15 protein-coding genes are annotated in these 17,535 nt (G+C 64.8%); 4 read left to right on the top strand and 11 right to left on the bottom strand.

All coding sequences use genetic code 11. The features are described 5' to 3' along the window. Window positions 1–36: 36 nt before the first annotated feature. The 9 genes from chvE to CK489_RS22870 form a co-directional block, all read right to left on the bottom strand. Window positions 37–1,104: a multiple monosaccharide ABC transporter substrate-binding protein gene (gene chvE, locus CK489_RS22910; RefSeq protein WP_050627825.1), complete on the bottom strand. Its 1,068-nt coding sequence runs from the start codon at window positions 1,102–1,104 to the stop codon at window positions 37–39. Between the two features lie 609 nt (window positions 1,105–1,713). Then, a complete protein-coding gene (locus tag CK489_RS22905) occupies window positions 1,714–2,430 on the bottom strand; it encodes an HAD family hydrolase (RefSeq protein WP_095733891.1) in 717 nt (238 codons plus the stop codon). Continuing rightward, window positions 2,427–3,356 carry a CbbX protein gene (gene cbbX, locus CK489_RS22900; RefSeq protein ID WP_050627937.1) on the bottom strand — a complete coding sequence of 310 codons (930 nt, stop codon included), beginning with the start codon at window positions 3,354–3,356 and terminating at the stop codon, window positions 2,427–2,429. Before cbbX ends, CK489_RS22905 begins: the two co-directional genes overlap by 4 nt. A 110-nt stretch (window positions 3,357–3,466) precedes the next feature. Beyond that, window positions 3,467–3,892, bottom strand: a complete 426-nt coding sequence (locus tag CK489_RS22895) for a ribulose bisphosphate carboxylase small subunit (protein ID WP_050627823.1) — start codon at window positions 3,890–3,892, stop codon at window positions 3,467–3,469. A 12-nt stretch (window positions 3,893–3,904) separates the two neighbouring features. Next, window positions 3,905–5,362 (bottom strand): form I ribulose bisphosphate carboxylase large subunit, encoded by a 1,458-nt coding sequence (locus CK489_RS22890; RefSeq protein ID WP_035653486.1) that lies wholly within the window; start codon window positions 5,360–5,362, stop codon window positions 3,905–3,907. A 36-nt stretch (window positions 5,363–5,398) separates the two neighbouring features. After that, window positions 5,399–6,481, bottom strand: coding sequence for a class II fructose-bisphosphate aldolase (fba, locus tag CK489_RS22885; RefSeq protein ID WP_050627822.1), 1,083 nt, complete (start codon window positions 6,479–6,481; stop codon window positions 5,399–5,401). Window positions 6,482–6,496: 15 nt separating this feature from the next. Beyond that, entirely contained in the window at window positions 6,497–8,518 is a 2,022-nt protein-coding gene (gene tkt, locus CK489_RS22880; protein ID WP_095733890.1) for a transketolase, read from the bottom strand. Further along, window positions 8,515–9,390: a phosphoribulokinase gene (locus tag CK489_RS22875; RefSeq protein ID WP_095733889.1), complete on the bottom strand. Its 876-nt coding sequence runs from the start codon at window positions 9,388–9,390 to the stop codon at window positions 8,515–8,517. Before CK489_RS22875 ends, tkt begins: the two co-directional genes overlap by 4 nt. Before the next feature lie 11 nt (window positions 9,391–9,401). Further along, on the bottom strand, window positions 9,402–10,421 hold the full coding sequence (locus CK489_RS22870) for a class 1 fructose-bisphosphatase (RefSeq protein ID WP_095733888.1): 1,020 nt from the start codon (window positions 10,419–10,421) through the stop codon (window positions 9,402–9,404). A 167-nt stretch (window positions 10,422–10,588) separates the two neighbouring features. Between CK489_RS22870 and CK489_RS22865 the strand changes: the two genes are divergently transcribed. Together CK489_RS22865 and CK489_RS22860 are read left to right on the top strand one after the other, a co-directional pair. After that, the gene (locus CK489_RS22865) at window positions 10,589–11,515 is read left to right on the top strand and encodes a LysR family transcriptional regulator (RefSeq protein ID WP_050627936.1); all 927 of its coding nucleotides are present in this window, start codon (window positions 10,589–10,591) and stop codon (window positions 11,513–11,515) included. 158 nt (window positions 11,516–11,673) lie between these two features. Then, window positions 11,674–13,368: an ATP-binding protein gene (locus CK489_RS22860; RefSeq protein WP_245350480.1), complete on the top strand. Its 1,695-nt coding sequence runs from the start codon at window positions 11,674–11,676 to the stop codon at window positions 13,366–13,368. Between the two features lie 22 nt (window positions 13,369–13,390). Here CK489_RS22860 and CK489_RS22855 read toward each other — a convergent pair whose 3' ends face one another. Continuing rightward, a complete protein-coding gene (locus CK489_RS22855; protein ID WP_050627817.1) occupies window positions 13,391–13,816 on the bottom strand; it encodes a DUF6841 family protein in 426 nt (141 codons plus the stop codon). Continuing rightward, window positions 13,813–14,523 carry a TetR/AcrR family transcriptional regulator gene (locus CK489_RS22850; RefSeq protein WP_095733887.1) on the bottom strand — a complete coding sequence of 237 codons (711 nt, stop codon included), beginning with the start codon at window positions 14,521–14,523 and terminating at the stop codon, window positions 13,813–13,815. Before CK489_RS22850 ends, CK489_RS22855 begins: the two co-directional genes overlap by 4 nt. Before the next feature lie 158 nt (window positions 14,524–14,681). Here CK489_RS22850 and CK489_RS22845 point away from each other — a divergent pair, with 158 nt between their 5' ends. After that, complete coding sequence (locus tag CK489_RS22845) at window positions 14,682–15,869, top strand: HlyD family secretion protein (protein WP_095733886.1); 1,188 nt, start codon at window positions 14,682–14,684, stop codon at window positions 15,867–15,869. A gap of 8 nt (window positions 15,870–15,877) precedes the next feature. Beyond that, window positions 15,878–17,482: a DHA2 family efflux MFS transporter permease subunit gene (locus tag CK489_RS22840; protein ID WP_198961001.1), complete on the top strand. Its 1,605-nt coding sequence runs from the start codon at window positions 15,878–15,880 to the stop codon at window positions 17,480–17,482. Window positions 17,483–17,535 lie beyond the last annotated feature (53 nt).

Genomic DNA, 17,535 nt, shown 5'->3' with positions numbered 1-17,535 from the left:
GATCGGCCTTGGCGGGGTGCGTCCGGCTCACCCGCCTTAGTCGAATTGCGAGCGCTTATAGTAGCCGCTGTCAATCAGGACTTTCTCCCAATTGGTCTTGTCCACCACGACCGGCTTGAGCAGATAGGACGGAACCACCTTGACCCCGTTGTTGTAGGTCTTGGTGTCGTTGACACTGACCTCCTTCTTGCTCAGCACGGCGTCGACCATGTCGGCAGTGACCTTGGCGAGATCGCGGGTGTCCTTGAAGATGGTCGAGTATTGCTCGCCGCGCAGCATCGCCTTGATCGACGGCACCTCGGCATCCTGACCGCTGATATAGGGCATCGGCTGGTCCTTGCTGCCGTAGCCGACCCCCTTCAGGGAGGAGATGATGCCGATCGACAGGCCGTCATAGGGCGACAGCACCGCATCGACCCGCTTCTTGCCGTAGAAGGCGCTGAGCAGATTGTCCATCCGCGCCTGCGCGGTGGCGCCGTCCCAGCGCAGGGTCGCGACCTTGTCCATGCCCATCTGGCCGCTGGCCACCACCAGCTTGCCGCTGTCGATGTACGGCTTCAGCACCGACATCGCGCCGTCGTAGAAGAAATAGGCGTTGTTGTCGTCGGGCGAGCCGCCGAACAGCTCGATGTTGAAAGGCCCCTTGCCGTCCTTCAGGCCGAGCGCATTCACGATCGAGTTCGCCTGCAGAACACCGACCTGGAAATTGTCGAAGGTCGCGTAGTAGTCGACATTCGGTGTATCCCGGATCAGACGGTCATAGGCGATGACCGTGATGCCCTGCGCCTTGGCCTGCTTCAGCGCGTCGGATAGCGTGGTGCCGTCGATCGCCGCGATGACCAGCACCTTGGAGCCCTTGGTCACCATGTTCTCGACCTGGGAGAGTTGGTTCGGGATGTCGTCGTCGGCATATTGCAGGTCGGTACCGTAGCCGCGCTCCTTCAGCACCTTGACCATGTTGTTGCCGTCGTCGATCCAGCGCGCCGAGGATTTGGTCGGCATCGCGATGCCGATGGTCGGCTTGCTCTGGGCGAGCGCCTCCGGTGCGGCCGCGGTGAGACCTGCCAGCGCCAGTGCGATCAACGAGACCTTCAATCTGAACATGCGTCACTCCCTTGGCTTTTTGAGTTGGGTATCGTTGTCTTGGACAGCGTCAATCGACGGCTATCATTGGTTGGTCACAGATCTACGGCGATGTCGGTCGGCGCTGGGACCGTCACGAGCCGAAATCGCGGAATGTCGGTTATGCCTGTCAACGGCGCCATGCTCACTTCGCACGATCAACCATATCGATCCCGCTATGATGAGGTCATCCGCAAGTCATGCGGTGGGACGAGCGAGCCGTCCGAATGACATGAAGGATCATGAGGCGCTGTCTCCCCGAATTGCCGGCACGCGCCAACGTCCTCCAGAACGTCCTCTGGTGGCTTGGTACTGCTTCTGGCAACCTTTGGTGGATGGTGCCCCTACTTGTCTCACGGACGCAAGCACAATTTATTTCACTAACCGAATAAATTGACTTGGCTCATCGAGGATCATCAGGCGCGCGCTCCCAATATTGTTGGCACTCGTCACCGACCGGCAGACTTTCTGACAGTTCGGCACAGCTTCTGGCTGAAAGTGCCCCTACTATGCTATGGATGCAAGATCAATTTATTTAGTCATCCGAATAAAATGTCCGGAGCGGCCTCCCTGCTACACGGCAGGCGGGCCTTAGCCGTCGATCTCGGAGAGATCGTCGACGACAAGGAGCGCCTCGGAGAAATCATCGTCGCTGAAATAGGTGCTCCGGGTGATGACCGCGGGGATGCCGGCCCGCGCCGCGGCGGCCAGGCCATTGCCGGAATCCTCGACCGCGATGCAATCAGCCGGCCCGAGCCCGAGCCGCGCCAGGACCTCGATATAGACGTCCGGGGCCGGCTTCTTCCGCGGCACGTCGTCGCCGGCGACGATGGCCTCGAACAGATCGGCCCAGTCCGCCCCCAACGCAACCGACAGCAGCGCCTCGATATTGCCGTGCGAGGTCGTGGTGGCGATCGCCAGCCGCTGGCCGCGGCGGCGTGCGCCGGCGAGCCAGGCCCGCACACCCGGCCGCAACGGGCAGCCGCCTGCCGCGATCAGCGCTGCGTAGCGCGCGGTCTTGATCCGGTGCAGGTCGGCGATCTCTGCGAATGTCAGCATAGGCACCGCGTTGCGCTCGTCGAAGGCGCGGATGCGCTCCTTGCCGCCGGCGACCCGAAGCAGCCGTCCATAGGTGACCTGGTCCCAGAACCAATCGAGGCCGGCCTCGGCGAACGCCTCGTTGAAAGCACGGCGGTGCACCTCCTCGGTTTCGGCGAGCGTGCCGTCGACATCGAAGATCAAGGCGCGCGCCCCCGCGATGATGTCGCGCATCCCGGCGATCCGGCTCGCCGCGAGCGCCTGGTTCATCGCCCCTCGCCCGCCGCGCCGATCCCTTTGGTGAACACGCGGCTCGCCAGCACGTCGCCGGCCTCGATCGACATCACGTCATCTGCCGTGAGCGTGCGGTCGAGCTTCGCCACGATCCGGTTGGCCTGGCGCAGCCGGATACGGTCGAGCGCATTGCGGATCGAGCGCGCATTGGAGAACAGCGGCTGCTCCTTGCGGATGCCGATGTACTGGGTGAAAGCCTCGCGTGCCTCCGGAGAGAAACGATAATTCTGCTGCTGCAACATCAGCTCGGCGATCCACAGCAGCTCGCCGTCCGAATAATCCGGGAAGTCGATATGATGCGCGATGCGCGACCGGAACCCCGGATTGCTCTGGAAGAATTTTTCCATGCGGTCGCCATAGCCGGCCAGGATCACCACCAGGTCCTCGCGCTGCGCTTCCATGATCTGCAGCAGGATCTCGATCGCCTCCTGACCGTAGTCGCGCTCGTTTTCAGGCCGGTACAGGTAATAGGCCTCGTCGATGAACAGCACGCCGCCCATCGCCTTCTTCAAGATCTCTTTCGTCTTCGGCGCGGTGTGGCCGATATACTGCCCGACGAGGTCATCGCGCGTGACGCTGATGACGTGGCCGCGGCGGACGAAGCCGAGCTTGTGCAGGATGCCGGCCATCCGCAGCGCGACCGTCGTCTTGCCGGTGCCGGGATTGCCGGTGAACGACATGTGCAGCGTCGGAAATGTCGTTGCCAGCGCCATCTTCTGCCTGATGCGCTCGACCAGCAGCAGTGACGCGATCTCGCGGATGCGGGTCTTCACCGGCTTCAGGCCGATCAATTCGGAATCAAGCTGGTCGAGCACATCACCGATGCCGAGGTCGGCGAATTCATGCCGGAGGTCGATGGTCTCGGGCGGCGTCTCGCGGATCTGTTCCTGTACTTGGGTCATCATCCTCTCGCTTCAAGAAAAGCTCCGTCGCCGCTGCGGCGACGACGGAGAAGTGCATCCGGACCAGACGGTCGAGGGAGCAACCCGCCTGGCTTGCCAACCGGACGCGGTCACTGATCGGCGTAGCGTTCGCCCTCGGGGCGGCCCGCCGCATAAGAATGCGTCGAGTAATGCAGGTTACGACCGGCGGCCTCCTGACGATCGAGCCGGAAGCCGGGCTCCTCGCGCGGCCGGTTGACGATGAAGGACAGCCGCACCGACTCCCAGCCATGGCCAGAATCGAAGCCGGAGATCCGGATGTAGCGGTCGCCATAGACCCGCCGGCAGTCGGCGAGCTCCTTCATGATGCCGGCTGCGTCGCGCAGGTCGAACATCGGCAGGCCCCACATGTCCCAATAGGTGTTGCGGGGATGCGGGTCGTCGGTGAACTCGATGTTCACCGCCCAACCCTTGTCGAGGCAGTATTGCACCTGCGCAGCGATCTGCTCGTCGGTGAGATCGGGCAGGAATGAGAAGCAGCCTTGGGTCACGCGCATGAGAAACTCCTGTCAGACCGCCATGCTCGGCGTGGGAACGAAATCAGGGGCATCCGTCGACTCGTAGTTGAAGGTGACGTCCTTCCAGACATCGAGCGCCTCGCGCAGCGGCGTGCAGGTCTGCGCCGCCTTGGCCAGGATCTCCGGCCCTTCATGGACGTAGTCGCGGCCCTCGTTGCGGGCGAGGATCATGGCTTCCAGCGCGACGCGGTTGGCGGTTGCGCCGGCCTGGATGCCGCGCGGATGACCGATGGTGCCGCCGCCGAACTGCAGCACGACGTCCTCGCCGAGCAGGTCGAGCAGTTGGTGCATCTGGCCGGCATGAATGCCGCCGGAGGCCACCGGCATCAGCTTGTTGAGGCTCGCCCAGTTCTGGTCGAAGAACACGCCGTGCTCGAGCTGCATCGGGTTGAAGTCCTCGCGGCAGATGTCGTAGTAGCCACGCGTGGTGTTCGGGTCGCCCTCGAGCTTGCCGACAACGGTCCCGGCATGGATGTGATCGACGCCTGCGAGCCGCATCCATTTCGCGATCACGCGGAACGAGACGCCGTGGCTGCGCTGCCGCGTGTAGGTCGAGTGACCGGCGCGATGCAGATGCAGAATCATGTTGTTCCTGCGCGCCCACTTCGCCATCGACTGGATCGCGGTGTAGCCGATCACGAGGTCGATCATGACGATGTTGGAGCCGAGTTCATGGGCGAACTCGGCGCGCTCGTACATGTCCTCCATGGTCGCCGCGGTGACGTTGAGGTACGTGCCCTTGATCTCGCCGGTCGCGGCCTGCGCGCGGTTGACCGCCTCCATGCAGTACAGGAAGCGCTCGCGCCAATGCATGAACGGCTGCGAGTTGATGTTCTCGTCGTCCTTGGTGAAGTCGAGCCCGCCCTTCAGCGCCTCGTAGACGACGCGACCGTAGTTGCGGCCGGACAGGCCGAGCTTCGGCTTCACGGTGGCGCCGAGCAAGGGACGGCCGAACTTGTCGAGCCGCTCGCGCTCGACCACGATACCGGTCGCCGGGCCCTGGAAGGTCTTCACATAGGCGGTCGGCAGCCGCATGTCCTCGAGCCGCAGCGCCTTGAGCGGCTTGAAGCCGAACACATTGCCGATGATCGACGCCGTCAGGTTCGAGATCGAGCCCGGCTCGAACAGATCGAGGTCGTAGGCGATATAGGCGAAATAGCTGCCCGGCGAGTTCGGCACCGGATCGACGCGATAGCACTTCGCCCGGTACTTCTCCGCCGCCGTCAGCCGGTCGGTCCACACCACGGTCCAGGTCGCGGTCGAGGATTCGCCGGCCACCGCAGCGCAAGCTTCGGTCGGATCGACGCCGTCCTGCGGCGTGACGCGGAATAGCGCGATGACGTCGGTGTCCTTGGGCTCGTAGTTCGGCTCCCAATAGCCCATCCGCTTGTATTCCATCACGCCGGACTTGTAGCGATCCTTGCCGCGCACGGTGATCGACTGCTGCATGTTCATCTCAATCTCCTGTGTTTCGTCGCCATTTGCTCAGGCGGCCTGGGTCATTTTTCCAATCTGCGGATCGAGCGCGCCGGCGCGGTAGCGCCGGGCCATCTCCGGCAGGCCAACCACCTTGATCCGGGCGGCATTGCCGGCCGTGCCGAACTGCTCGAAGCGGTCGCGGCAGAGCTCGCGCAGGGCATCCATCGCGGGCTTGAGGAACTTGCGCGGATCGAACTCGCTCTTCGACTGCACGGCGACCTTGCGGAAGGCCGCGGCCATCGCCAGCCGGCAGTCGGTGTCGATGTTGACCTTGCGCACGCCGTGCTTGATGCCGCGCACGATCTCCTCGACCGGCACGCCCCAGGTCTGCGGCATCTCGCCGCCGAACTGGTTGAACACGTCCTGCAGCGCCTGCGGCACCGAGGACGAGCCGTGCATCACCAGATGCGTGTTGGGCAGTCGCGTGTGGATCTCCTCGACCACGCGCATCGCCAGGATCTCGCCGTCGGGCTTGCGCGTGAACTTGTAGGCGCCGTGCGAGGTACCCATCGCGATCGCGAGCGCATCGACCTTGGTGGCGCGGACGAAATCGACCGCCTGGTCCGGGTCGGTGAGCAGCTGATCGTGGCTGATCTTGCCTTCGACCCCGTGACCGTCCTCCTGCTCGCCGCCGCCATGCTCGAGCGAGCCGAGCACGCCGAGCTCGCCTTCGACCGACGCACCGACCCAGTGCGCCATGTCGACGACCCGGCGGGTGATATCGACATTGTAGTCATAATCGGCCGCGGTCTTGGCGTCGGCCTTGAGCGAGCCGTCCATCATCACGGAGGTGAAGCCATAGCGGATCGCGGTGGCGCAGGTCGCCTCCTCGTTGCCGTGGTCGAGATGCAGGCAGAGCGGGATCTGCGGATACATCTCCTCCAGCGCATCGATCATCTTCGCCAGCATGATGTCGTTGGCGTAGGACCGCGCACCGCGCGAGGCCTGGATGATGACCGGCGCGTCGCAGGCGGCAGCCGCCTCCATGATGGCGAGACCCTGCTCCATGTTGTTGATGTTGAAGGCCGGCACGCCGTAGCCGCGCTCGGCGGCGTGGTCCAGCAATTGCCTCAGTGTGATCCGCGCCATCGTGGCGTCCTCCTTTCAATTCGCTCGTTGGATGAGCTGTTTTGCGGTTGCGGCGACCGCCGCAGGCGTGATGCCGAATTCGCGGTACAGCACATCGGCCGGTGCGGACGCGCCGAAGCCGGTCATGCCGACGAAGGCTCCGTCGTCGCCGAGCCAGCGCGCCCAGTCGCCCTCGACGGCGGCTTCCACGCCGACGCGCGGCGCGGTGCCCAGTACCTTGGCGCGATAGTCGCTCGGCTGCTGGCGGAACAGGTCGAAGCACGGGGCCGAGACGACCGCGGCCTGTACCCCTGCTTCCGCCAGCAGCTTTGCGGCTTCGAGCGCAATCGACACCTCTGAACCCGTTGCAATCAGGGTGACGTCACGCGCGAAAGCCGGCTCGACGAGAACGTAGGCGCCGAGCGCGACCTGGTTGTCCTTGCCGCCATCGCGAACCGTCGGCAGCGCCTGCCGCGACAGGCAGAGGATCGACGGCGAGGTCTCTGCGTTGAGCGCGCAGTCCCAGGCCTCCGCTGTTTCGACCGCGTCGGCTGGACGGAACACCAGCAGGTTCGGGATCGCCCGCAGCGCCGCCAGATGCTCGACCGGCTGATGCGTCGGCCCGTCCTCGCCAAGCCCGATCGAGTCATGGGTCATGACATGGATGACGCGGATCCCCATCAAAGCCGCGAGACGGATCGCCGGCCGGCTGTAATCGGCGAAGCTCAGGAAAGTGCCGCCATAGGGAATGAACCCGCCATGCAGCGCGATGCCGTTCATCGCTGCGGCCATGCCGTGCTCGCGGATGCCATAGTGGATGTAGCTGCCGTCGAGCGTGTCCGGCCGCACCGGAACCTGCGACTTCGCCTGCGTCAGGTTGGAGTGCGTGAGGTCGGCCGAGCCGCCGAGCAGGTTCGGCAAGGCTTCCGCGATCACGTCGATGACCTGCTGCGAGGCCTGCCGCGTCGCGAGCTTCGGCCGTTCGGTTGCAAAGCGCTCGACGAGCGCTGCCATCGCCTTGGTATAGGCGCAGGGCAGTTTCCGGTTCAGCGCATCGTGGAACGGCGACCGTTCGCCCTTCTCGGCCTTGCAGGCGGCACGCGAGCGCTCGATCCAGGCGCGCCGTGCATCGCGGCCGCGGCCGCCGAGCTCGCGCCACTCGGCCAGCACCACATCGGGGATCTCGAATGCGGGATACGGCCAGCGCAGCGCGCTGCGGGTCTTCGCCACCTCGTCGGTGCCGAGCGGTGCGCCATGCACCTTCTCGCTGCCCTGCCGGTTCGGCGCACCAAACCCGATCACGGTGCGGCAGGCGATCAGCGACGGCCGATCGCTCGTGCGCGCCTGCCTGATCGCAGCAGTGATCGCCTGCGGATCGTGGCCGTCGATGCGGCAGACGTTCCAGCCGCTGGCCGCAAACCGTGCCGCCTGATCGTCCGAGCAGGACAGCGAGGTCGCGCCGTCGATCGAGATCTGGTTGTCGTCGAACAGCACGATCAGGCGATTGAGCCGCAAATGGCCGGCCAGCGAGATCGCCTCATGGCTCAGGCCTTCCATCAGGCAACCATCGCCGGCGATCACATAGGTATAGTGGTCGACCAAGTCGTCGCCGAAGCGCGCGTTCATCAGGCGCTCGGCGAGCGCCATGCCGACCGCAGTCGCGATGCCCTGCCCGAGCGGCCCGGTCGTGGTCTCGACACCAGGCGTATGGCCATACTCCGGATGCCCAGGGGTCTGCGATCCCCACTGTCGGAACGCCTTGAGCTGATCGAGCGTCATGCTCTCGTAGCCGGTGAGGTAAAGCAACGCGTAGAGCAGCATCGAGCCGTGCCCGGCCGACAGCACGAAGCGGTCGCGGTCGGGCCAGGCCGGATCGGCCGGATCGAACTTCAGGAAATCGGTGAACAGCACGGTCGCGACATCGGCCATGCCCATCGGCATGCCGGGATGACCGGACTTCGCCTGCTCCACGGCGTCGACGGCGAGGAAGCGGATGGCGTTGGCCATCTCGTCGTGGCTGATGTCGGGGCGGCTGGCAACGGACGCAAGTGCGGTCATATCGTTCGCCTCTTTCGTTCGATCAATTGCAGGATCAGCGGGGTCAGGATCAGTTGCATCGCGAGATCGAGCTTGGCACCGTGCACCACGATCGAGTTTGCGCGCGACATGAAGCTGTGCGGGATCATCGAAAGCAGGTAGGGAAAATCGATGCCGCGCGGGTTCTTCAGCCGGATCACGACCATCGATTCATCAGGGGTCGGGATCCAGCGCGCGATGAACGGGTTCGAGGTATCGACCGTCGGCACGCGCTGGAAGTTGATGTCGGTCTCGGTGAATTGCGGGCAGATGTAGTTCACGTAGTCCGGCATGCGGCGCAGGATGGTATCGGTCACCGCCTCGGTCGAGTAGCCGCGGTGGCTGCGGTCGCGATGCAGCTTCTGGATCCATTCGAGATTGATCACCGGCACGACCCCGATCTTGAGGTCGGCATGCTGCGCGACATTCACCTTGTCGGTGACGACGGCGCCATGCAGGCCCTCATAGAACAAGAGATCCGAATTCTCCGGCAGCGCTTCCCAGGCGGTGAAGGTGCCGGGCTTGGCGCCGTAGAGCCGCGATTCCTCCTCGTCATGCACATAGTGCCGCGTCGTTCCGGTGCCGGTCTCGGCATAGTCCCGGAACAGCTTCTCCAGCTCCTCGAACAGATTGGTCTCGGGGCTGAAATGGCTGAAGTGCTTGTTGCCGCGTTCCGCCTTCTCCACCATCATGCTGCGCATCTCGGCGCGGTCGTAACGGTGAAACGCGTCACCTTCGACATAGGCCGCGACCACGTTCTCGCGGCGGAAGATGTTCTCGAACGTCTTCTTCACCGAGGTGGTGCCGGCGCCGGATGAGCCGGTGATCGAGATGATGGGATGCCTGCGTGACATACGCTCCCCCTTCAGCGGAACAGGCCGCGCCGCGCGAACAGCGGGGCATCGCTGCTCTCGAACAACGGCTCGACGGTCAGGTGGATCGCATCGACGTCGCGCACGGCGCGCGTCGATCCCATGATCAGCGGCACGCGCTGATGCGGCGTGCGTGCCGAGAGTTCGAGAATGCGCGACCGGCCGCTCGACGCGGCGCCGCCGGCCCACTCCATGATCAGCGCGATCGGATGCGCTTCATACAGCAGCCTAAGCCGGCCTTCGCGGTAGCCCTGGCGCGCATCCGCCGGATACAGGAACACGCCGCCGCGCATCAGGATGCGGTAGGCTTCCGCCACCAGCGAGCCGATCCAGCGCATGTTGAAGTCCTGCCCGCGCTCGCCGTTCACGCCGGCCAGGCACTCGTCGATATAGTTGCGCACCTGGCCGCTCCAGTGCCGCCGGTTCGAGGCGTTGATGGCGAATTCCGGCGTATCCTGCGGCACCCGAAGGTCGCGTGCAGTCAGCACGAACTCGCCTGTTCTGGGATCCAGGGTGAAACAGTCGACGCGCTGGTCGAGTGCCAGCACCAGCACGATCTGCGGACCGTAGATGAAGAAACCCGCGGCACATTGCGCCGTTCCGGGCTCGAAGAAGGTCGAAATGATGTCGTTTCCCTTCGGCCGGATCGAGAAGATCGTGCCGATCGAGATGTTGTTCTCGAGATTGGCTGATCCATCGAGCGGATCGATCGCGACGCAGAGCGGCGCATCCGGATCGAGCGTCTCCGGCAGTTCGACCTCCTCCGAGAGAACGGCGGCGACCGGCGCGGCGCGCAGCGCGTCGCGCATCAGGCCGTCGGCGACGATGTCGAGGGTCTTCTGGCGATCACCGTCGGGATTGATGCCGCCGCTCTCGCCGACGATGCCGGCGAGCGGCCCGGCGGCAATGATGCGCGACAGCTCGATCGCGGCACCGGCCAGCGCTTCGATCACCGCAACGGTCGCGGCGCGCAACGGGCTATGCTGCGTCGGCCACTCCAGATGGGCATGCAATGCAGGACGAATCTCCACCGGCCTCTCCCTATGATCGCGCCCTCTGTCCCGAGGCTACGAGAGGCGACCTCAGGGGAGTCGCCTTAGCCGTATCAACGCGCGAATTGCCCAATTAGGGAAATTTCATTATCTTTGGTCCGGGCAAAGTTTTTCTTATGGAGCTGGGCATGGCCGGCAACTTCACGCGGGATCTCACCATTCGCCAGCTGCGCGCCCTCTCAACCCTGCACGAGGCCGGCTCGATCACCTCGGCGGCCAACCGGTTGAACCTGACGCAGCCTGCAGTGACATTGCAGCTCCGCAACCTGCAGGCGCTCGCGGGGCTGCCGCTGATCCAGCGCACCGGCGAGGGCATGGCGCTGACGGATGCCGGCGCGCACGTGCTGACGCTGGTCGAGCGGATCGAGGCGGCGCTGAAGGATTGCGAGCAGTCGCTCGACATGATCGCCGGCCGCAGCGGCGGCCGCGTCGCGATGGGCGCGGTCTCGACCGCGAAGTATTTCGTGCCGTTCGCGATCGCCGCGTTCTCGCGCCGCTTTCCCAAGATCGAGGTGACGCTGCGGATCGGCAACCGCGAGGAAATCCGCGACGCGCTGCGCGGCTACGATCTCGATATCGCTGTGATGGGCCGGCCGCCTGCCGATGTCGAGGTCGAGATGAAGCCGCTCGGCCGCCATCCGCACTTCATCATCGCGGCACCCGATCACCGGCTGGCGCGGCGGCGGCACGTCTCGCCGCCGGAGCTCGCCAACGAGACCTTCATCACCCGCGAACAGGGATCCGGCACGCGGATGCTGATGCAGCAATATTTCGAGCGGGTCGGACTGGAGCCGAAGCTCGGCATGGCGATGGACAGCAACGAGACCATCAAGCAGGCCGTCATGGCCGGGCTCGGCATCGCCTTCATCTCCCAGCACACCGTGTTCCACGAGCTGGAGGACGGCCGGTTGGTGGTCCTCAAGGTGAAGGGCCTGCCGATCGTCCGGCAGTGGCACGCGATCCGGCGCACCGACAAGATCCTGCTGCCGCCCGCACAGGCCATGCTGGACTTCCTCGGCAAGGAGGGCTGGCGCTACCTGCCGAATTCGCACTAGCGGCCCCGCGCCGCGCCCCCCGCTCGATCGAAAAAATCAAGCCGCTACCGTATGTTAACCATTGAAGTTCCGGCAAACGCATGTCACATCTTGAGGTGCGGTCAGTGGCGGACCGTATCCCTGCGAGGGAGGATGAACTGCAAAACCAGTCCCCGCCGATGCCTGACTTCAAGGCGTTATTCGAGGCGGCGCCCGGCCTCTATCTGGTGCTGACCCAGCCCGACTTCCGCATCGTGGCAGTGAGCGACGCCTATCTGCGCGCCACCAAGACCGAGCGTGCCGCGATCCTCGGGCGCGGGCTGTTCGACGTATTTCCCGACAATCCGGACGATCCGGCCGCCGACGGGGTGCGAAACCTGCGCGCCTCGCTCGAACGCGTGGTCCAGTTCCGCCGCCCCGACACCATGTCGGTGCAGAAATACGACATCCGCAAGCCCGAGTCGGAGGGCGGCGGGTTCGAGGAAAAGTACTGGAGCCCGCGTAATACGCCGGTGTTCGGGCCGACCGGACAGTTCACCTACATCATCCATCGGGTCGAAGACGTCACCAGCTTCATTCAGTTGAAGCAGCGCGGCGCCGAGCAGGACAAGCTGACCGACCGGCTGCGCGAGCGCACCGAGCAGATGGAAGCCGAGATCTTCATGCGCGCCCGCGAGGTCGAGGCCGCCCGCGAGCAGCTCGAGGCCGAGCAGAAGCTGCGCCAGGTGCAGAAGATGGAGGCCGTCGGGCACCTCACCGGCGGCATTGCCCACGACTTCAACAACATCCTGACCGTCATCACCGGCCTGATCGACATCCTCGCCGAGGCGGTCGAGCACGACGCCGCGCTATCGTCGGTGACGAAAATGATCAGCGACGCCGCCTTCCGCGGCGCCGAGGTGACCAAGCATCTGCTGGCCTTCTCGCGGCAGCAGCCGCTGCAACCGCGTGAGGCCAACCTCAACACGCTGGTGCAGGACACCGCGCGGCTGCTGCGCCCGTCGCTCGGCGAGCAGATCGAGATCGATACCGCGCTCGAGCCCGACGCCTGGCCGGCCTTCATCGATCCCAATCACATGGCGACCGCGCTGCTCAATCTCGCCGTCAACGCCCGCGATGCGATGCCCGAAGGCGGCAAGCTGATGCTGGAGACCAGCAACGTTATCCTCGACGAGGTCTATGCCGCGGCCAACCCCGATGTGCGCGCGGGTGAATACGTGATGGTCGCCGTCAGCGACACCGGCGGCGGCATCCCCGCGGCAATCCGCGACAAGGTGTTCGAACCGTTCTTCACCACCAAGGACACCGGCAAGGGCACCGGCCTCGGGCTGAGCATGGTCTACGGCTTCATCAAGCAGTCCGACGGCCACCTCAAGATCTATTCCGAAGAAGGCCACGGTACGTCGATCAAGCTCTATCTGCCGCGCAGCATGGGCGACATGGTCGATGTCGAACCGCCTGCCCCGGTCGACACGCGCGGCGGCCATGAATCCATCCTGGTCGTCGAGGACGATCCGCTGGTGCGCAACTACGTCAGCGCCCAGCTCGAGCAGCTCGGCTACCGCACGATGGTCACCGCCAACGGCCCGGAAGCACTGGCCGCCGTCGACAATGGGTTCGTCTGCGACGTGCTGTTCACCGACGTCATCATGTCCGGCGGCATGAACGGCCGGCAGGTGGCCGATGCCGTGACCGCCAGGCTGCCCTCGGTGCGCGTGCTGTTCACCTCCGGCTATACCGAGGACGCGATCATCCACCACGGCCGTCTCGACCCCGACGTAACGCTGTTACCGAAGCCTTATCGCAAGGCCGATCTCGCCCGGATGATCCGGCAAGTGTTGACGCAGCCTCCCGCTTCGGCGGCGGCCAAGTAATGCGGCGCCTGGCGCAGCTTGCTCAGGGGCCGAAGCTCGAGCGGCTCTGGATTTTCCAGGCGCCGCCGAGCAGGCTCAGCACGTAGAGCGAATCGTAGATCCCGATCACCGAGCCATCCTCGCGGTAGCGCGTGTAGCGCACGGCGTAATGCGCCTTCGCCGGCGAGGACTGCACCAGCCTGGTCTCGTTCCAGGCGCTGTGATGCCAGCCGTCCTGCTTGCGCAGCCGCTCGAACAAATCCATCGGATTGTTGCCGCTCTGCTGATAGACGGTGACCACCCCGCCCGCGATCCGCACATGCGGGAAGTGCATCAGCGTGTCCATGGCCGCGGCGTCATGACGATTGAGCGCGGCCATCCAGCGCGCCAGCACATCCTCGCATTTGGCCTGGTCGTCGCGCGAGATCTGCGCCTCGACGGAATAGGTCGCGGCCGGCTCCGGCATCATGCACCTCCGTTCTGCGCGTTGGCCTGGCCTGCCGGCACGGCGCAGCCGGACAGAAAGAGCGCAGCACAGGCCTTGGCGCGAGCCTCGATCTCGTTGCGCGTCAGCACGGGCTTGTGCCCGAACATGACGTCGCGTTGCGGCTTGAACACGAGCATGCCAAGCAGCATGCCCGCGGCGGCCTCAGTATCGTCGAGCACGATCCGCCCTCGCCGCTGCTGCACGCCGAGCCAGCTTGCCAGTGCCGCGATGGTCCGCTGCATCGCCTTCTCGTAGAACGTCTCGGCAATGTCGGGGAATTTGTCGCTCTCGGCCAGGATGATCCGTTGCAGGGCGATGACCTCGGCGTCGAGGATGAGCTCGGCGCAGGTCAGCAACGCGGCCTCCAGGGCCGCGGCAACGTTGCGGCCGTCGCAGGCGCCGAGACTCACGATGGAGACGAACCGGTCGACCCGGTCGGTCACCATGCCTTCGAACAGCGCCAGTTTGGTCGGGATCAGCCGGTAGAGAGTCTTGGTGGAGACGCCGGCGCGGCAGGCGACGTCGGCGATGCTCGCCGCAGCGAAACCACGCTCCGAGAACTCCCGCCGCGCGGCCTCATAGATCAGCGCGCGCGTCTCGTCGTCGGAGCGAAGCTGCGGCCGCCCGCGGCCGCGCCGCTCCGGCACAGCCAGGTTTTGCTCAGTCTGATCCTTGTCATTCCGGTTCATCGGCAAGCCATGCTTTTAGATGATGCCTGTCATTCTATTGACAGTCCCAATATGGGGGATATTTTGGAAAACATCAAGTTTCCTAATTATCCAGGGCAACCCGGAGCGAAATTCGCAAGGTTTCCCAGAGGGATATAAAGCTTCCAGGAGCCACTGCCATGAGCCAGCATGAAACCTCTTTCAAGGCCGAGAGCCAGGTTCCGGCCGCAACCGCCAAGCAATTGATCGCCAACCCGGAAACAGCCAAGCCCGCCGCCGCCAAGGGCAAGCTTCGCCGCCTCCTCCTCGCCGGCGCAGCCTTGGCCGTCCTCGCAGGTGGCGCCTGGTACGGCTGGGACTATTGGACGGTCGGCCGCTTTCAGGTCTCGACCGACGACGCCTATGTGAAGGCCGACAACACCACGATCGCGCCGAAGGTCTCCGGCTATCTCAGCGCGGTGTTGGTGGGCGACAACGAGCATGTACGTGCCGGGCAGATCCTGGCACGGATCGACGAGCGCGATTTCAAGGTCGCGCTTGATCAGTCGAAGGCCGACGTCGCTGCTGCCGAAGCCGCGATCACCAGCAAGCGTGCCCAGCTCGACGTGCAGCACTCGGTGATCGAGGCGGCGCGCGCGACCCTTGCGGTGGATACCGCGACGCAGACCTTCGCCGAGCAGGAGAACAAGCGCTACACCGACCTCGCCGGCACCGGTTTCGGCAGCGTGCAGAACGCGCAGCAGGCGCAGTCGCGCTACGCCAGCGCGCAGGCCGCTATCGCCCGCGACACCGCAAACCTCGCTTCCGCCGAGCGCCAGGTGGAACTGCTCAAGGCCGAGATCGCCCAGGCGGTTGCGGCGTTGGGACGGGCCACTGCCCTGCAGAACCAGGCCGAGCTCAATCTTGGCTACACCACCATCACCGCGCCGATCGACGGCGTGGTCGGCAACCGCACGCTGCGCACCGGCCAGTTCGTCCAGGCCGGCACGCAATTGATGTCGCTGGTGCCGGCCACCGGCGCCTATGTGATCGCAAACTACAAGGAGACGCAGCTCACCCATGTCCGCAAGGGCCAGCCGGTCGAGATCGAGGTCGACATGTTCCCCGGTCAGGTCGTACGCGGCCATGTCGACAGCCTGGCGCCGGCGAGCGGTCAGGAGTTCGCGCTGCTGCCGCCGGATAACGCCACCGGCAACTTCACCAAGGTGGTGCAGCGCATCCCGGTGAAGATCGTGCTCGACGCAACCAATGTCGATCTGCGGCCGGGCATGTCGGTGATCCCCTCCATCGCGACACTTTCACATCCTGCCGCGCAAGCTCCGCAAGCCAAAGCCACGCCGAAACTCGCTGTCGCCTCGTTCAAATAGGTGATGTCATGTCCGACCTCGCGCTCTCCTCCTCCGCCGCCGCGCCTCGCGCCACCGTGGATCCCAATCGCGCAAGTGTGACCGTCTGGATCTCGATCCTGGCGGCCATGATCGGCGCCTTCATGGCTATCCTCAACATCCAGATCACCAACGCCTCGCTGCTCAACATCGAGGGCGGCATCGGAACCGGCGTCGACAATGGTTCGTGGATCTCGACGTCCTATCTGATCGGCGAGATCGTGGTGATTCCGCTCACCGACTACCTCAGCCGGGTGTTCTCGTTCCGCAAGATCATCATCAGCTTCGCCACGCTGTTTGCGCTGTTCTCGGTCGCATGTGCCTTCACCCACGATCTGCCATCGATGATCGCGATGCGCGGCCTGCAGGGCTTCTTTGGCGGCGTGCTGATCCCGATGGCCTTCACGCTGGTTTTCACCAAGCTGCCGAAGGTGCAGCAGCCGATCGGGTTGGCGATGTTCGCGCTCGCCGTGACCTTTGCCCCGGCGATCGGCCCGACCATCGGCGGCTACCTGACCGAGAATTACGGCTGGCAGACCATCTTCTTCGTCAACGTGATCCCGACCGCGGTCATGGTCGCTACTCTCTATTTCACGCTGGAGCGCCAGCCGATGCAGCTGCATCTGCTGCGTGAAGGTGACTGGCTCGGCATTATCACGATGGCGATCGGCCTGTCATCGCTGCAGGCGGTGCTGGAGGAAGGCAACAAGGACGACTGGTTCGGCTCGCCCTTCATCGTCAAGCTCGCAGTGATCGCCGCGGTCAGCCTGACCCTGTTCGTCTGGATCGAACTGGTCGTCGAGAAGCCGCTGCTCCGGCTGCGGCTCCTGACCCAGCGCAGCTTCGGCTTCGGCACCATCTCGGCGGTGTTCGTCGGCTTCGCGCTATTCGGCTCGGTCTATCTGCTACCCGCCTATCTCGGCCAGGTGCAGCGCTACAATGCCGAGCAGATCGGCCAGGTGCTGGCCTGGACCGGCCTGCCGCAGCTGATCCTGATCCCGCTGGTGCCGAAGCTGATGCAGCGCTTCGATGCCCGGCTGATCGCGTTCACCGGCATGGCGCTGTTCGCGGTCTCCTCCTTCATGAACATCCAGATGTCGCTCGACTATTCCGGCGACCAGTTCTTCTATCCGAACATCGTTCGCGCTGTCGGCCAGGCGATTACGCTGGCGCCGCTGTCCGCCATCAGCCTCGGCAGCGTCGCGCCGCAGGATGCACCGGCGGCCTCCGGCATCTCCAACATGATGCGCAACCTCGGCGGCGCAATCGGCACCGCGCTGCTTTCGACCATCGTCACCAAGCGCGAGCAGTTCCACTCCAACATCATCGGCCAGTCCGTTCATCTCGGCCGCGACGAGGTGCGGACCCGGATTACCGAAGTCACCAACTACTTCCTCAGCCACGGCATCTCGGACCCCGCCACCGCGCACAGCCAGGCAATCGTGGCGATCGGCAATATCGTGAAGCGTCAGGCGCTGGTGCTCGGCTTCAGTGACGCCTTCGCGGTGATCGGCGTCGTGCTCGCGCTCGCTGCGATCGCGATCGTTCTGACCGGCAAGCCAAAGAGCGCGGCGGGCGGCGCCGGCGCGCATTGAGCTCTCTTTCGCTTGTCGATCGCGAATTGAATCCTTAGGGCGACAGCTTCAGG

The organism is Bradyrhizobium sp. UFLA03-84 (assembly GCF_002289535.1).
Classification (GTDB): Bacteria; Pseudomonadota; Alphaproteobacteria; order Rhizobiales; family Xanthobacteraceae; genus Bradyrhizobium; species Bradyrhizobium viridifuturi.
This window is presented reverse-complemented; position numbering and strand designations above follow the sequence as displayed.

Coding starts and splice junctions, on each gene's coding strand:
- chvE (WP_050627825.1), bottom strand. CDS start 1,104: ATGTTCAGATTGAAGGTCTCGTTGATCGCACTGGCGCTGGCAGGTCTC.
- CK489_RS22905 (WP_095733891.1), bottom strand. CDS start 2,430: ATGAACCAGGCGCTCGCGGCGAGCCGGATCGCCGGGATGCGCGACATC.
- cbbX (WP_050627937.1), bottom strand. CDS start 3,356: ATGACCCAAGTACAGGAACAGATCCGCGAGACGCCGCCCGAGACCATC.
- CK489_RS22895 (WP_050627823.1), bottom strand. CDS start 3,892: ATGCGCGTGACCCAAGGCTGCTTCTCATTCCTGCCCGATCTCACCGAC.
- CK489_RS22890 (WP_035653486.1), bottom strand. CDS start 5,362: ATGCAGCAGTCGATCACCGTGCGCGGCAAGGATCGCTACAAGTCCGGC.
- fba (WP_050627822.1), bottom strand. CDS start 6,481: ATGGCGCGGATCACACTGAGGCAATTGCTGGACCACGCCGCCGAGCGC.
- tkt (WP_095733890.1), bottom strand. CDS start 8,518: ATGACCGCACTTGCGTCCGTTGCCAGCCGCCCCGACATCAGCCACGAC.
- CK489_RS22875 (WP_095733889.1), bottom strand. CDS start 9,390: ATGTCACGCAGGCATCCCATCATCTCGATCACCGGCTCATCCGGCGCC.
- CK489_RS22865 (WP_050627936.1), top strand. CDS start 10,589: ATGGCCGGCAACTTCACGCGGGATCTCACCATTCGCCAGCTGCGCGCC.
- CK489_RS22860 (WP_245350480.1), top strand. CDS start 11,674: ATGCCTGACTTCAAGGCGTTATTCGAGGCGGCGCCCGGCCTCTATCTG.
- CK489_RS22855 (WP_050627817.1), bottom strand. CDS start 13,816: ATGATGCCGGAGCCGGCCGCGACCTATTCCGTCGAGGCGCAGATCTCG.
- CK489_RS22850 (WP_095733887.1), bottom strand. CDS start 14,523: ATGAACCGGAATGACAAGGATCAGACTGAGCAAAACCTGGCTGTGCCG.
- CK489_RS22845 (WP_095733886.1), top strand. CDS start 14,682: ATGAGCCAGCATGAAACCTCTTTCAAGGCCGAGAGCCAGGTTCCGGCC.
- CK489_RS22840 (WP_198961001.1), top strand. CDS start 15,878: ATGTCCGACCTCGCGCTCTCCTCCTCCGCCGCCGCGCCTCGCGCCACC.